15 protein-coding genes and 1 tRNA gene are annotated in these 13,873 nt (G+C 71.6%); 10 read left to right on the top strand and 6 right to left on the bottom strand.

All coding sequences use genetic code 11. The annotated features are described in order from the left end of the window. The first annotated feature begins 60 nt into the window (after positions 1-60). The gene (gene rph / locus FHS08_RS16150; RefSeq protein ID WP_167041514.1) at positions 61-810 is read left to right on the top strand and encodes a ribonuclease PH; all 750 of its coding nucleotides are present in this window, start codon (positions 61-63) and stop codon (positions 808-810) included. Between the two features lie 5 nt (positions 811-815). Next, positions 816-1,415, top strand: coding sequence for an RdgB/HAM1 family non-canonical purine NTP pyrophosphatase (gene rdgB / locus FHS08_RS16145; protein ID WP_167041511.1), 600 nt, complete (start codon positions 816-818; stop codon positions 1,413-1,415). 4 nt (positions 1,416-1,419) lie between these two features. On the opposite strand, the gene FHS08_RS16140 is transcribed toward rdgB, so the two are convergent. After that, a complete protein-coding gene (locus tag FHS08_RS16140; RefSeq protein ID WP_167041508.1) occupies positions 1,420-2,085 on the bottom strand; it encodes a TetR/AcrR family transcriptional regulator in 666 nt (221 codons plus the stop codon). 101 nt (positions 2,086-2,186) lie between these two features. Between FHS08_RS16140 and FHS08_RS16135 the strand changes: the two genes are divergently transcribed. From FHS08_RS16135 to FHS08_RS16125, 3 genes are all read left to right on the top strand, one after another. Beyond that, positions 2,187-2,756, top strand: coding sequence for a hypothetical protein (locus FHS08_RS16135; protein WP_167041505.1), 570 nt, complete (start codon positions 2,187-2,189; stop codon positions 2,754-2,756). After that, positions 2,753-3,460 (top strand): DUF4386 family protein, encoded by a 708-nt coding sequence (locus tag FHS08_RS16130; protein ID WP_167041502.1) that lies wholly within the window; start codon positions 2,753-2,755, stop codon positions 3,458-3,460. The genes FHS08_RS16135 and FHS08_RS16130 overlap by 4 nt, the downstream gene beginning before the upstream one ends. A gap of 74 nt (positions 3,461-3,534) precedes the next feature. Continuing rightward, positions 3,535-4,449: a cation diffusion facilitator family transporter gene (locus tag FHS08_RS16125; RefSeq protein WP_167041499.1), complete on the top strand. Its 915-nt coding sequence runs from the start codon at positions 3,535-3,537 to the stop codon at positions 4,447-4,449. Positions 4,450-4,494: 45 nt separating this feature from the next. Here FHS08_RS16125 and FHS08_RS16120 read toward each other — a convergent pair whose 3' ends face one another. Then, positions 4,495-7,059: an ATP-dependent DNA ligase gene (locus FHS08_RS16120; RefSeq protein ID WP_167041496.1), complete on the bottom strand. Its 2,565-nt coding sequence runs from the start codon at positions 7,057-7,059 to the stop codon at positions 4,495-4,497. 46 nt (positions 7,060-7,105) lie between these two features. Here FHS08_RS16120 and ku point away from each other — a divergent pair, with 46 nt between their 5' ends. After that, positions 7,106-7,990: a non-homologous end joining protein Ku gene (gene ku / locus FHS08_RS16115; RefSeq protein WP_167041493.1), complete on the top strand. Its 885-nt coding sequence runs from the start codon at positions 7,106-7,108 to the stop codon at positions 7,988-7,990. A 3-nt stretch (positions 7,991-7,993) separates the two neighbouring features. On the opposite strand, the gene FHS08_RS16110 is transcribed toward ku, so the two are convergent. After that, on the bottom strand, positions 7,994-8,377 hold the full coding sequence (locus tag FHS08_RS16110) for a hypothetical protein (RefSeq protein ID WP_167041490.1): 384 nt from the start codon (positions 8,375-8,377) through the stop codon (positions 7,994-7,996). Next, complete coding sequence (locus tag FHS08_RS16105) at positions 8,374-8,832, bottom strand: DUF6069 family protein (RefSeq protein ID WP_167041487.1); 459 nt, start codon at positions 8,830-8,832, stop codon at positions 8,374-8,376. The genes FHS08_RS16110 and FHS08_RS16105 overlap by 4 nt, the downstream gene beginning before the upstream one ends. A 170-nt stretch (positions 8,833-9,002) precedes the next feature. Here FHS08_RS16105 and sigJ point away from each other — a divergent pair, with 170 nt between their 5' ends. Beyond that, positions 9,003-9,896, top strand: coding sequence for an RNA polymerase sigma factor SigJ (gene sigJ, locus FHS08_RS16100; protein WP_167041484.1), 894 nt, complete (start codon positions 9,003-9,005; stop codon positions 9,894-9,896). Here the strand turns inward: sigJ and FHS08_RS16095 are convergent, their stop codons facing one another. Both FHS08_RS16095 and FHS08_RS16090 read right to left on the bottom strand, forming a co-directional pair. Continuing rightward, positions 9,897-10,709, bottom strand: a complete 813-nt coding sequence (locus FHS08_RS16095) for a DedA family protein (RefSeq protein ID WP_170283165.1) — start codon at positions 10,707-10,709, stop codon at positions 9,897-9,899. 38 nt (positions 10,710-10,747) lie between these two features. Continuing rightward, positions 10,748-10,829, bottom strand: a tRNA-Leu gene (locus FHS08_RS16090). Between the two features lie 111 nt (positions 10,830-10,940). On the opposite strand from FHS08_RS16090, the gene FHS08_RS16085 reads away from it, so the two are divergent. The 3 genes from FHS08_RS16085 to FHS08_RS16075 are packed head-to-tail and all read left to right on the top strand — an operon-like array spanning position 10,941 to position 13,854. Beyond that, entirely contained in the window at positions 10,941-12,089 is a 1,149-nt protein-coding gene (locus tag FHS08_RS16085) for a TadA family conjugal transfer-associated ATPase (protein WP_341800446.1), read from the top strand. Then, positions 12,086-12,943 (top strand): type II secretion system F family protein, encoded by an 858-nt coding sequence (locus FHS08_RS16080; RefSeq protein WP_167041481.1) that lies wholly within the window; start codon positions 12,086-12,088, stop codon positions 12,941-12,943. The genes FHS08_RS16085 and FHS08_RS16080 overlap by 4 nt, the downstream gene beginning before the upstream one ends. Next, positions 12,940-13,854, top strand: a complete 915-nt coding sequence (locus FHS08_RS16075) for a type II secretion system F family protein (RefSeq protein ID WP_341800445.1) — start codon at positions 12,940-12,942, stop codon at positions 13,852-13,854. The genes FHS08_RS16080 and FHS08_RS16075 overlap by 4 nt, the downstream gene beginning before the upstream one ends. The last annotated feature ends 19 nt before the right edge of the window (positions 13,855-13,873 follow it).

The following is a 13,873-nucleotide window of genomic DNA, read 5'->3' as shown; positions in this document are numbered from 1 at the left end:
CCGGCCCGAGCGGGTCACCGATGACAGAACCAGGACACCGATGACAGAACGAGGACACCTATGACCGACATCGTCCGCGCCGACGGCCGAACCCCCGCAGACCTGCGGCCCATCACGATCGAGCGGGGCTGGAGCGCTCAGGCAGAGGGATCGGCCCTCATCTCGTTCGGCGGCACGAAGGTGCTGTGCACGGCGTCGTTCACGAACGGCGTGCCGCGGTGGCTCACGGGCAAGGGCAAGGGCTGGGTGACGGCCGAGTACGCGATGCTCCCGCGGGCCACCAACGAGCGCAACGACCGCGAGTCGGTCAGAGGCAAGATCGGGGGGCGCACGCACGAGATCTCGCGCCTCATCGGCCGTGCCCTGCGTGCCGTCGTCGACACGAAGGCCCTCGGCGAGAACACGATCGTCATCGACTGCGACGTGCTGCAGGCGGACGGCGGCACCCGCACGGCCGCGATCACGGGGGCCTACGTCGCGCTCGCGGACGCGATCGAGTGGGGCCGGGCGAAGAGGTTCATCGGCCAGAAGGCGACCCCGCTCATCGACTCGGTCGCGGCCGTCTCGGTGGGCATCATCGACGGCGAGCCCATGCTCGACCTCGCGTATGTCGAGGACGTGCGTGCCGAGACCGACATGAACGTCGTCGTGACGGGCCGGGGCCTGTTCGTCGAGGTGCAGGGCACCGCCGAGGGGGCGCCGTTCGACAAGCGCGAGCTCGACGCGCTGCTCGACCTCGGCGTCGCAGGGTGCGCGCAGCTGCGCGATGTGCAGATCGCAGCGCTCGCCCCTGCCGTCTCGCCGGAGTGACACGGATGCCCCGCCAGCTCGTGCTCGCGACGCACAACCCGCACAAGGTCGAGGAGTTCCAGGCGATCGTCGCGGCGACGCGACCCGATCTCGAAGTGGTCGGCTACGACGGCCCCGAGCCCGTCGAGGACGGCGTGACGTTCGCCGAGAACGCACTCATCAAGGCGCGAGCGGCGTCCCTGCACACAGGCCTTCCGGCGCTCGCGGACGACTCCGGCATCTGCGTCGACGCGCTCGGCGGCGCTCCGGGTGCGTTCTCCGCGTACTGGGCGGGGCACGCGAAGGATGCCGCGGCGAACACGGCGCTGCTGCTCGACCAGCTCTCCGACATCCGCGATCCGCACCGCACGGCGCAGTTCGTGTCGACGATCGCCCTCGTGGCGCCCGACGGGCCCGAGCACGTCGTCGAGGGCCGGTGGCAGGGGAGGCTCGCGCTTGCACCCGCCGGTGCGGACGGCTTCGGCTACGACCCGGTCTTCGTCCCCGACGGACAGGAGCCCGGGGCCGAGCGGACGGTGGGCGAGTGGACGGCGGAGGAGAAGAACGCGGCATCCCATCGCGCGCGCGCCTTCCGCGCGCTGGTGCCCCTGCTCGCCGAACTCTGACGCGTCAGACCGCGCGGGACTCAGTCCCCGCGAGCGCGCCGACGCCCGTGAGGAGCGCCGTCAGCACCGTGCCGTAGTGCTCGTCGCTGCCGTACCGCCCCATCGCCTCGGCGACGGAGGCGGTGAGGGGAAGCCCGGGATCGGGCGGCGCGGCGATCCGCTCGGCCGTGACGGGCCCCTGCAGCCCCACGCGCCCGACCGTGAAGGCGGCCCAGCCGTAGTTGAGGGCGAGGATGCCGCTGAACACCGCGACGGCGTCGTCTCCCGTGATGCCGGCCTGGGAGAGGATGCGCAGCGCGTTCTCACCGATCGGCAGGGCGTTCGGACCGGGCAGCGGGCGCCCGAACAGGGGGGCGATCGCCCACGGATGCGCGAGCAGCATCGCGCGGTGGTATAGCGCGAAGACCGCCAGATCCTCGAGCGGGTCGTCGGTCTCGGGCGCGGGCTCGATGCGCCCGAGGACCCGGTCCAGGAGAGCGTCCACGAGCTCGTCCTTCGTCGCGAAGTATCGATACAGCGCCATGGGCGACGCGCCGAGCTCGTCGGCGACCGCGCGCACGGTCAGCGCCTCGAAGCCCGCCGACGCGACGCCCTCCCCGGCATCCAGGATCGACTCGACCGTGAGGGAGTTGCGCGGACGGCGCTGTCGGGGGTGAGCGGTGTCTGTCATGTGCGGGTCTCCTCGAGAAGGCGCCTCTTGCGTACATTGTATGTTATGGCATAACGTACAACGTACACACCCTCTCGAGGGTCACTCGATCGGAGCCCACCATGTTCCTCCTCCGTTGGATCCCGACCTTCCTCGCCTTCCCTTTGGCAGGGTTCGTCGCCGGGACGCTGTTCGGCTCGATGAGCAACCCGCTCGTCGCGCTCGCCGGCGGTCTCGTCGTCGGTCTGTCGCTCGGGGCGGCACAGTGGCTCGCGCTCGGCCGGATCGTGGACTGGCGCTGGCTCGTCGGCACGGCGCTCGCGTCGGCCGCGGGCCTCGCCGTCGCCGTCCTCCTCGCCGGGCCGCCGACCGAGACCGGATCCGCTGTCGTCGCCGGCGCCGTCGGCGGCCTCTTCGTCGGATCCGTGCAGGGGATGCTGCTGGGACGGGGCATCCGGATCGCGGCGCTGTGGGCGGTCGTCGTCGCGGGAACGTGGGCGCTCGGCTGGTTCCTCACGTCGCTCGTGATCGTCGATCTCGACCGCGCGCATGCCGTGTTCGGATCGAGCGGTGCGATCGTCGTCACGCTCGTGACGGGTCTCGTCCTGCGGGTCGTCCTGGGCAGGCGCGCGGCGCGCAGGTCGGCCGAGGGCGCCGACGAGGGCGACATCGTCGTCGAGAGTCACGCGTGAACGCCGTCTTCGCCACCACCGGCATCCTGCTCGTCGCGCTGCCGATCGCCTTCAACGTCGCCTTCGCACTGCTCGCCGCGCGCTTCGACTACCCGGACATCCTCCGCAGGCCGACGGCGGAGATCCTGGAGCGCTTCCGCGCCGGCGGCTCGGGCCTCGTGCTGCTGTGGTGGGGCTTCGCTCTCACCGCCGTGCTCCTCGCACCCCTCGCGGCACTCGTGTCGACGAGTCTTGCGGATGCCGCACCCGCCGTGGTCCAGACGGGCCTCGTCGTCGGGATCCTCGCCGCCCTCGTGCAGTTCCTCGGGCTCATCCGCTGGCCGTTCCTCGTGCCTTACCTGGCGCGGACGAGCGCCGGGGCTCCCGACGGGTCACCGCGCAGCGAGGCTGTCGAGATCGTGTTCCAGTCGTTCAACCGGTACCTCGGCGTCGCCGTCGGCGAACATCTCGGCTACCTGTTCAGCGGCGCGTGGACGGTGCTGGTCGGCGTCGCGATCCTGCAGTCGGATGTCGTCGGCTGGTGGATCGGGCTCGCCGGCATCGTCATCGGCGCGATCCTCGCCCTGTGCTCTCTCGAGTTCGTCGGACCGTTCGAGGAGCGCGGCTGGACCTTCGCAGGAGCGCTGACTCCGATCGCGTACATCGCGTGGTCGCTGTGGCTCGCGGGCCTCGGCGTGGCCTTCCTCATCTCCGCGTTCGGATGAACGTGAGAATCGGACTCATTCCCGACTAGCCCGAGCCGAGGCTCGTGAGGCCCACGGCTCGTAGCCTGGGGAACATGCACGACCACGCGCCGTCGGAGGGGATCCGTGGAGCGAGCAGCCGCCGCCTCCTCGCGATCTCGCTCGCGATCACCTCGACGGTGCTCGTCGTGCAGGTCGTGGGCGGCATCCTCTCGGGGTCGCTCGCGCTTCTGGCGGACGCGGCGCACATGTTCACGGATGCCGCGGCCCTCGTCATCGCGCTCATCGCGAGCATCGTCGCCGCGCGCCCCGCAAACGACCGCCGCACGTTCGGGTATCAGCGGGCCGAGGTCTTCGGGGCGGGGATCAACGCCGTCATCCTCATCGCGCTCTCGGTATGGATCGCGGTGGAGGCCGTGCGGCGGCTCATGTCGCCCGGCGAGATCGAGGTGGCAGGCGGCCTCATGCTCGTCGTCGCGATCGTGGGTCTCATCGCGAACGCGATCGCGCTGTGGCTGCTGAGCGCGGCGCAGAGATCGAGCATCAACGTCCGCGGCGCGTATCTCGAGGTCCTGGGCGACCTGATCGGCTCGGCCGCCGTCATCGTCGCGGCGATCGTCATCACGACGACCGGCTGGCTTCAGGCCGACGCCCTCGCATCGCTCGCCATCGCGGCGATGATCGTGCCACGCGCGGTCGGGCTCCTGCGCGAAGTCGGCTCGGTGCTCAGCGAGGCGACGCCGAAGGGGATGCAGGTCCAGACGATCCGGGACCACATCCTCGAAGCGCCCGGCGTCGTCGACGTGCACGACGTGCACGTGTGGCAGCTGACCCGCGGTGCCCCGGTCTTCACGGCGCACGTCGTCGTCGATGCCGACGCGTTCGCGGCGGGTCGCGCGGGCGACATCCTCGGCGCGCTGCAGGGATGCCTCGCGGAGCACTTCGACGTCGAGCACTCGACCTTCCAGCTCGAGCCCGCGGGCCACGTCGAGCACGACGCCCACACGTGATCGCGCGCTCGCCGTCGACGCTCGGCGAGGGGACGAGGCGGGCGCTCAGGGCTCGCGGACGACGTCTGCGGGCGACTTGTCGGGTCGCAGGCCGCGCCAGCGCGAGTGGCGGAGGATCCCGTCGGGGGTGAACTCGGCGAACTCGACCTCGGCGACCACGTCGGGGCGCACCCACAGCGCGTCGGACGCGTCGGCCGCCGGGACGCCGACGAACGGGTTCGCGTCCGCGCGCAGCGGGGTCAGCACGGCGTCGAGCCGCTCGAGCGTGGACTCGCTGAAGCCCGCGCCCACGCGCCCCGCGTACTGCAGACCGGCGGGCCCGGGAACTCCGACGAGCAGCGACCCGATCGACCCCGTGCGACCTCCCTTCCCCGGGCGGATGCCACCGACGACGACCTCCTGCGTGTGCGTGAGCTTGACCTTGAGCCAGTCGTCGGAGCGCGCGCCGCGGCGGTAGCGCGACGCAGGGTTCTTGACGACGACCCCTTCGAGGGCGAACCGACGGCTCGCCGCCAGCGCGGCATCCACGTCGTCGAAGGCGGGGGGCACGGCGATCGCGGGGATCGCCTCCGCGGCGAGCGACTCCAGGATGCCGCGGCGCTGCGCGAGCGGGAGGGATGCGGCATCCTGCCCCGCGTACGACAGCACATCGAAGAGGTGATAGCGGACGGGGGTGCGCTCGATCTCGCGCTCGATCTCGCGCGGCTTCGTCAGGTGCATGCGGTTCTGCAGCCGCGTGAAGCTCGGCTTGCCCTGGGCGTCGAGCGCGACGATCTCGCCGTCGACGATCGCAGGCTCTGCGCCGAGCTGCGCGTCGACGCGCGTCAGCTCCGGGTAGCGCGCCGTCACGTCGGTCCCGCTGCGCGAGAAGAGCCGGAGGCGGCGGCCGTCCCACACGCCGATCGCGCGGATGCCGTCCCACTTCACTTCGGCCCACGCGCCCCAACGGGCCGCGGTCGAGCGCGCCAGCGCCGGCGTCGACGTCGTGGCGAGCATGGGCTTGAGGTCCGAGGGCCGCGGCGGCGCCGCCTCGGAGCCGTGCTCGCTCGTTCTCCCGTCGCCGCTGGACGTCGCGCCCGCACGGCCCCGCGCCGGGCCATGCGGACCAGAGCCCACGGGGGAGTGGGGGAGCACGTCGGCGGCCGCGTGCGAGCGTGCCGCACTGCCCGCGGCGTCCGCCTGCTCCGAAGGCTCGACCGGCTGGCCCGAGGGCTGCGGCCGGCCCGCGGCATCCGTCTTCATGCGGTGCAGGAGCCACGACGACTTCTCGCCCTGCCCGTCGGTGCGGATGAGCGCGAGCCGGACGGATCCGAGCGGGCCGCCCGGGCGCCCGTGCGCCGTCAGGATGATCTCGTCGTCGCGCCACTTCTCCAGGTCGTAGCGGCCGTCGTCCCAGATCGTGACGCTTCCCGCGCCGTACTCGCCGCGCGGGATGGTCCCCTCGAACGAGCCGTATTCGAGCGGGTGATCCTCCGTCATGACTGCGAGGTTGTTGCGCTCGCTCGTGGGAGGCACGCCGCGCGGCACGGCCCAGCTGACGAACACGCCGTCGTGCTCGAGCCGGAAGTCCCAGTGCAGGCGCGTCGCATGGTGCTCCTGGATGACGAACCGCGGCGCCTCGCCAGAAGGCGTCGCAGGGGCGAGCGGGTCGTCCGGCACGGGCTCGGGGGTCTTCCCTGCCGTGCGCTTCGCGATGTACGTCGACAGCGGCCCCGACGGCGCGCCTCGCCCGCCCGCGCGGAAGCCCAGCGCCGCGAGCGGATCGCCGATCCGCTCCGCGCGCTCGAGCACCTCGTCGAACCGGAGGTGCCGCAGCCGCGGTTCGTCGAGCTCGTCCCACGTGCGCGGCGCCGCGACCGTCGGCTGGGGGCGCCCGCGCAGCGAGTACGGCGCGATGGTCGTCTTCGACCCGTTGTTCTGGCTCCAGTCGATGAGCACCTTCCCCGGCCGCTCGACCTTCGCCATGCGGCTCACGACGAGGTCGGGATGATCCGCTTCGATCGCCTTCGCGAGCTCGCGGGCGACGGCGGTGACCTGGTCGCTCGTCTGCGTCCCCGGCAGCGCCGCATACAGGTGGATGCCCTTGCTCCCGCTCGTGACGGGGGCGGGATCCAGGCCCATGCCGCGCAGGATCGCACGGCACCACCGCGCGACCTCGGCGCACTCCGCGAGGCCCGTCTCGGGGCCGGGATCGAGGTCGAGGACGATCCTGTCGGGGTCGTCCCGACCGCCGTCCTCCGAGAACCGCCACTGCGGCACGTGCAGCTCGAGGCTCGCGACCTGCGCGAGGTAGACGAGGGTCGCGACGTCGTCGACGAGCGGATAGTCCTTCGCCCCCGTCGAGTGGTCGATCGGCATCCGCTGCACCCACTCGGGGGCGCCGCGCTCGAGATCCTTCGCGAAGAACGAGGGATGGTCCACGCCCTCGGGCCACCTCTTGCGCGTGACGGGCCGGCCCGCGACGTGCGGGAGCAGGAGCGGCGCGATGCGCGAGTAGTAGTCGAGCACCTCGCCCTTCGTCGTGCCGGTGTCGGGGTAGAGGACCTTGTCGAGGTTCGTGACGCGCAGGCGCCGGCCCCCCACGCTCACGAGCTGGTCGCCCCCCGCCATGCGCCCAGGCTAGCCGTGGCAGGTGTGACAGGTGTGTACTGGTGGGATGAGGGCGATCTGGAAAGGCGCACTGACCTTCGGGCTCGTGAACGTGCCCGTCAAGGTGTACTCCGCGACGGAGGACCACGACGTGTCTCTCCATCAGGTTCACAGCACGGACGGCGGCCGCATCCGATATCAGCGCATCTGCGAGCTCGACGGCGAGGTCGTGCCCTTCCAGGACATCGACAAGGCCTACGACGACGGCGAGAAGACCGTCGTCCTCACGAAGGAGGACCTCGCGTCGCTGCCCGCCGAGCGCAGTCGCGAGATCGACGTCGTCGAGTTCGTCCCGAGCGATCAGATCGATCTGCTGACCCTCGACAAGGCCTACTACCTCGAGCCCGACTCCGCCTCTCCCAAGGCCTACGTCCTGCTGCGCAAGACCCTCGAGCAGACCGACCGCACGGCGGTGGTCCGCTTCTCGCTGCGGCAGAAGACACGACTCGCCGCGCTGCGCGTCCGCGGCGACGTGCTCGTGCTGCAGACGCTCCTGTGGTCGGACGAAGTGCGCGAGGCCGCGTTCCCGGCGCTGGACGAGCCCGTGCGGATCTCCGCGAAGGAGCTCGAGCTGTCGGCATCCCTCGTCGAGAGCTTCTCGAACGACTTCGACCCCACGGAGTTCGCGGACGAGTACCAGGAGGAGCTGCGCACCCTCATCGACGCGAAGCTCGAGAAGGGCGACGCGCTCGACACGGCAGAGACCTTCGGCGAGCGCGGCGACGAAGAGACCGGTGGCGAGGTCATCGACCTCATGGAGGCGCTGCGCGCGAGCGTCGAGCGATCGCGGGCGGCACGGGACGAGTCGAAGGGCGGCTCGTCCGGGGGTGCCGCAGACGAGAAGGATGCCGCTGCCAAGCCCCCGAAGAAGAAGCCGGCCAGGGCCTCATAGTCGTCATCGCCAGAAGACCGCGACCACGACATCGGCGATCGCGGCGATCCCGGCCGTGTACAGCAGCGGCCGCAGAGGCTCGTCGCCGGATCCGGCCGCTCGGCGGCGGCGTTGCAGGATGAGGGCGGCGGCGGCGGCGATGAACACGATGAGCGCGATGCCGATCTTGACCCCGATCTTGGGACCGATGACGTCCAGATCGCTCGCCCGCCGCACTCCGACGAGCGCGAAGCCGGTGAGGAGCTGCACGACGGCACCGATCATGATCAGGCCGAACTGGATTCCGCTCGCGCGCCGCAGCTGCAGGAGGAACGAGCCGATGATGGCAGCGAGACCCAGGAGGTGTCCGACGAGAAGCGCGAGACGGGCGACCTCGAGCGCGCTCATACGACGTCTCCCCGGGCGGATCGGCTCGACGCGGCTGAGCGGCGGGAGGTCGAGACCGCTCCGCGCGGGAGCAGCAGGATCAGGACGACCCCGGTCGCGACGTGCATGAGCCCCAGCACCGCCGTCGTCACGGGGGTGGCGTCGAGCAGTGCGAGCGGCGGGAGCGAGAGCACCAGCACCGCTGACGCGACGGCCGTCCAGACGACGCGCGGGCGTGCGGTGAGACGCTCGATCACCGTGAGGGCGCCCCACGCGGCCACTGCGACGGGGAACGCGGTGACGATCACGAGGAGCAGATCGATCGTCAGCGTTCCGATGAGCGGGCTCGAAACGATCAGTCGAGCGCCCGCGAGCGCGGCGATCAGCCAGACGATGACGGATGCGCTCCCGCCGGCCAGGGCGACGCCGGCTCGGTAGCCGCTGCGCGAACGGGGGATGCGGTGCGGTGCGGTCACATCGACTCCTCGGTGTCGGATCGGCAGGGCTCGTGCCCTTGAGATCACGACGATGCAGAGTCGCGAAGTGTGAGGCGCAGGACACCGGGCGGATGCCGCAGGCGCCGGCGCCTCACAGTTCGGTGGCGCGCTTCGTCATACTGGCGAAAGGCGGTGCGAAGGGAGCCGGCATGCGATCCGTGGCCGAACATCGCGGGCTGCTCATGAGCGTCGCGTACAGGCTCGTCGGCTCGGTCGTCGAGGCGGAGGATGCCGTGCAGGAGGCGTTCACCCGCTGGTATGCGCTGACGCCCGCGGCCCGCAGCGCCATCGACTCGCCGGCCGCGTGGCTCGTGACCGTCACGACCCGCATCTGCCTCGACACGCTCGGGTCGGCGCGAGCCAGACGCGAACGGTATGTCGGCGAATGGCTGCCGGAGCCCGTGCCGGCGGACGCGCAGTGGACGAGTCACGCCGCGCCGGACCGTGGGACAGACCCGGCCGACCGACTCTCCCTCGACGAGTCGCTGAACATGGCCCTGCTCGTCGTCCTCGAGGCGATGACGCCGGCCGAGCGGGTGTCGTTCGTGCTCCACGACGTCTTCCAATACACGTTCGTCGAGATAGCAGAGATCGTCGGCCGATCGCCGCAGGCGTGTCGGCAGCTCGCATCGTCCGCCCGGCGACGGGTGCGGGACACGCGCCGCACGAGCGTCTCGGAGCTCGAGCACACACGCGTGGTCGGCGCGTTCAAGGTCGCGCTGGACTCGGGGGACATCGCGCAGCTCGTCGAGCTGCTCGACCCGCGTGCGACGATCGTGGGCGACGGCGGCGGCGTCGTCCGTGCGGCGATCGAGCCGATCGTCGGCGCCGAGACCGTCGCGCGGTACATTCTCGGCCTCTCCGACGTGCAGCCGGACCTGCGCTTCGAGGTGGCCGTCGTGAACGGAAGGTCGGGTCTGGTCGTGAAAGACGCGACGGGGCTCACGCTTGCCGTCGCGGCGGTCGCAGTCGCCGAAGGGCGGATCCGGTCGATCTGGGCCGTGCGCAATCCGGCCAAGCTCGCAGCCTTCCGGCAGCGCTGATCAGGGCCGGGCTGCGCCGTCCCCATCGTCGCCGTCGTGGCGCGGCTCCGGTCCGCGCTCGAACACCTCGGAGTCGAGCACGAGTGCCTGCGCCTCGACGGCGTCGGTCTCGACATCCTCCCCCCGGGCAGCGGCTCTCTTCGCCTTGGAGCGTTCGCGGAAGTAGTGGAACAGCGTCACGAGGGCCGTGCCGCCGACGGCCGCGAGCAGGATGAGGTCGATGTACTCGGCGACCAGGTCGCCCACGACGGGGATGAACCCGATGAGGTAGCCGAACATCGTGAGCCCGAAGCCCCACAGGATGGCGCCGACGAGGTTGAAGAGCGTGTACTGCCCGCGGTGCATCTTGCCGACGCCCGCTGCGACGGGGGCGAACGTGCGCACGATCGGCACGAACCGCGCGAGGATGACGGTGAGTCCGCCGTACTTCTGGAAGAACGCGTTCGTGCGCTCGACGTTCTTGACGCTGAACAGCCCCGACTCTCTGCGCTCGAAGACGGCGGGGCCGCCCTTGTACCCGATGAGATAGCCGACTTCGCCGCCGAGGAACGCCGAGAGGCCGATCAGAAGCGACACCCACCACACGTTGACGCCGAAGACGCCGTTGGGCGCGGCGGCCGTCGAGTGCGACAGGAGTCCCGAGATGACCAGGAGCGTGTCGCCGGGCAGCAGGAAGCCGATGAGCAGGCCCGTCTCGGCGAAGACGATGAAGCACACCACGAGCAGGGCCCATGGTCCCGCCGCGGCGATGATCGTCTCGGGGTCGAGCCAGGGGATGAGGGCTGCGTTGTGCACGGGTGTCCCGTCGGTCATATGCGGTCGGCGGTGTACTGCCTTGAAGGGGTGACGCGTGCGGAAGGTGGGACTTGAACCCACACGCCCGGAGGCACAGGAACCTAAATCCTGCGTGTCTGCCAGTTTCACCACTCCCGCGGGTGCGATCAGTCTACTTACCTCGCTGAGCGCCGGCTGAGGGGGATGACCCCCCGATCGGGATGTGGATAACTCCACGAGGATGCCGCGGGCTCTTGCGAGGATGCTCCGGTGACCCTCGCCGCTCCCTCACCCGCCGCAACGGTGGCCGAGCGTGTCCGGGAGCGGCTGCGGGCCGAGCGCATGGATCCCGCCCGCGACCCGGAGCTCGCGGCGCAGATCGCGCGCGCCGAGGTGCGCCGCCACAACGACTTCGCACTCGCGCGCGGGCTCATGCCTGTCGACGACGAGGCCGCCTGCGTCCGCGAGGTCCTCGCGTCGGTCGCGGGCTACGGACCGCTGCAGCCGTACCTCGACGACCCGTCGGTCGAGGAGATCTGGCTCAACGCGCCCGACCGCGTGTTCATCGCACGAGGGGGCGTCCCGCAGCGCGTGCCCCTCGTGCTCACCGACACGCAGGTGCGCGATCTCGTCGAGCGGATGCTCAACGCGACCGGTCGCCGAGTGGACATGAGCCAGCCGTTCGTCGACGCGTCGCTTCCCGACGGCTCGCGGCTCCACGTCGTGACGAGCGAGATCGCGCGCAAGCACTGGTCGGTCAACATCCGCAAGTTCCTGCCCGCCTTCCGCGACCTCGATCTGCTCGTGCGAGCCGGCTCGCTCCTGCCGCACGGCGCGGATCTGCTGCGTGCCGCGATGGCCGACGGCCGCAGCGTCGTCGTCTCGGGGGCGACGCATGCGGGCAAGACGACCCTGCTGGGTGCGCTCATCGCCGCGTGCCCGCCCGAGCACCGCATCGTAACGTTGGAGGAGACGTTCGAGCTGGCCGTCGACGCACCGGACCTCGTCGCGATGCAGGGTCGCCAGCCGTCGCTCGAGGGCACGGGCGAAGTCACGCTCCGCCGGCTCGTGAAAGAGGCGCTCCGCATGCGCCCAGACCGGCTCGTCGTCGGCGAGGTGCGCGACGCCGAGGCGCTCGACCTCCTGCTCGCGCTCAACACGGGGGTCCCGGGCGCCGCCACGGTCCATGCGAACTCCGCGCGCGAGGCGCTCGCGAAGCTCGCGACGCTGCCGCTGCTGGCGGGCCGCAACATCGACGCCGGATTCGTGCAGCCGGCGGTCGCGGCATCCGTGCATCTCGTCGTGCACTGCGAACGGGATGCCGCGGGACGCCGCCGCATCGCCGAGATCGTCGAGCCGACCGGTGTCGCCGCCGGCGTCGTCACGGCGCGCACCGTCTACACGGCGGACGCGTCGTGACGTTCGTGTGGGGGGCGGTGCTGGCGGCCGGCATCCTGCTGACGATCTCGCCGTGGGTGTGGCCCGCCGCAGCCGAACGCGCTCCACGGAGCGTCGACCTGCGGCTCGCGAAGCTCCTCGCCTCGGCGGGGTACGCCCGCGTCTCGCCGAGCTCGTTCCTGGTCGTGTCGGGTGCGTGCGCCCTCGTCGCAGCCGCGACGGCGTGGCTCGTCGCGCACGTCGCCGCGCTCGCGCTCGTCGCCGCGGTCGCGGGGGCCGTCGCGCCCACGGCCTGGCTCCGCGCGCGCCGCACGCGTCTGCTGCGTGTCCGCCGGGGGCTGTGGCCCGACGTGTGCGACCTGCTCATCGCCTCGGTGCGGGCGGGGATGTCGCTTCCCGACGCCGTCGCGAGCCTGGCCGACTCGGCCCCTGCGCCGCTGCGCCCCGCGTTCGCCGCGTTCGCACGCGACGTCGCGGCGTCGGGGCGGTTCGACGCGAGCGCTCAGCGCCTCAAGGAGACCCTCGCCGATCCTGTCGCCGACCGGATCATCGAGACGCTGCGCATGGCGCGCCAGGTGGGCGGGACCGAGCTGACACCCGTGCTGCGCGCACTGTCGTCCTCCGTCCGCGCCGAGGCGGCGCTGCGGGCCGAGGTCGAGGCGAGGCAGTCGTGGATCCGGGGAGCCGCCGTGCTGGGCGTGACGGCGCCGTGGGCGATCCTCGCACTGCTCGCGCTGCGCCAGGAAGGCGCGCGCGCTTACGGGAGCCCCGAAGGTGTCGTCCTGATCCTCGCGGGCGCGACCGTCTCGGTCGTCGCGTACCGCATCATGCTCCGCGTCGGACGGCTCCCGGAGCCGCGGAGGTGGTTCGGGTGACCGACATCTCGCTCGCGATCGTGCTCGGCGGCGCGTTCGGCGTCGGCGTGTGCCTGCTGCTCACGCTCGCTCCGCGCTGGGGCGCCCCGAGCCTGTCCCGCCGCATCGCCCCGTACCTCAGGGATGTGGCCGACGTCGACGCCATGAGGGGCTCCGAGGCGGGAACGCTCGACATCGCGGGACTCCTGCGCGGCGCGCAGGCGAGGCTCGGTGCCCTCCTGGGGGGCGCGGAGGGCGTCGAGCGCCGTCTGCGGCAGTCCGGATGGCCGATGGATGCCGCGGCCTTCCGCGCACGGCAGCTCGTGTGGGCGGTCGTCGGCGTCGCCGTCGGGGGAGTCCTCGTCATCGTCCTCGTGCTGTCCGGGCGCGCGTCGGGCGGGCTCGCGCTCCTGCCGCCGCTGTGCGCGGTGGCAGGGGCCGTCGTCTGCGACGCACGCCTGACGCAAGCGGCACGCGCGCGTCTCGCCCGCATCGAGGAGGAGCTTCCGACCGTTCTCGAGTTCCTCGCGCTGTGCCTCTCGGCCGGCGAGGGCATCCTGGACTCGCTGCGTCGCGTCGGAGAAGTCGGCTCGGGGGAGCTCACGGCCGAACTGCGCGGCGTCGTGCTCGCCGTGGGCACGGGATCGCCGCTCGGAGACTCGCTCGCTCTGCTCGCCCGGCGCCTCGACGTGCCGGCGCTGACGCGCTCGATCGATCAGCTCGTCGCGGCGATCGAGCGCGGCGCGCCGCTCGCGCAGGTGCTGCACGCGCAGGCGCTCGACGCGCGAGAGGACGCCAAGCGAGGACTCATCGAACGCGCGGGGCGGAAGGAGATCGCGATGCTCCTGCCGCTCGTGTTCCTGATCCTGCCCTTGAGCGTGCTGTTCGCCGTCTTCCCCGGCGTCTTCATGCTTCGACTCGGAATCGGCTGACCGCACACGGTCGGAAGGA

Source organism: Microbacterium ulmi, assembly GCF_011759705.1.
Classification (GTDB): domain Bacteria; phylum Actinomycetota; class Actinomycetes; order Actinomycetales; family Microbacteriaceae; genus Microbacterium; species Microbacterium ulmi.
Note: the sequence above shows the minus strand (reverse complement) of the source record. Positions and strands in the feature narration are given on the sequence as shown.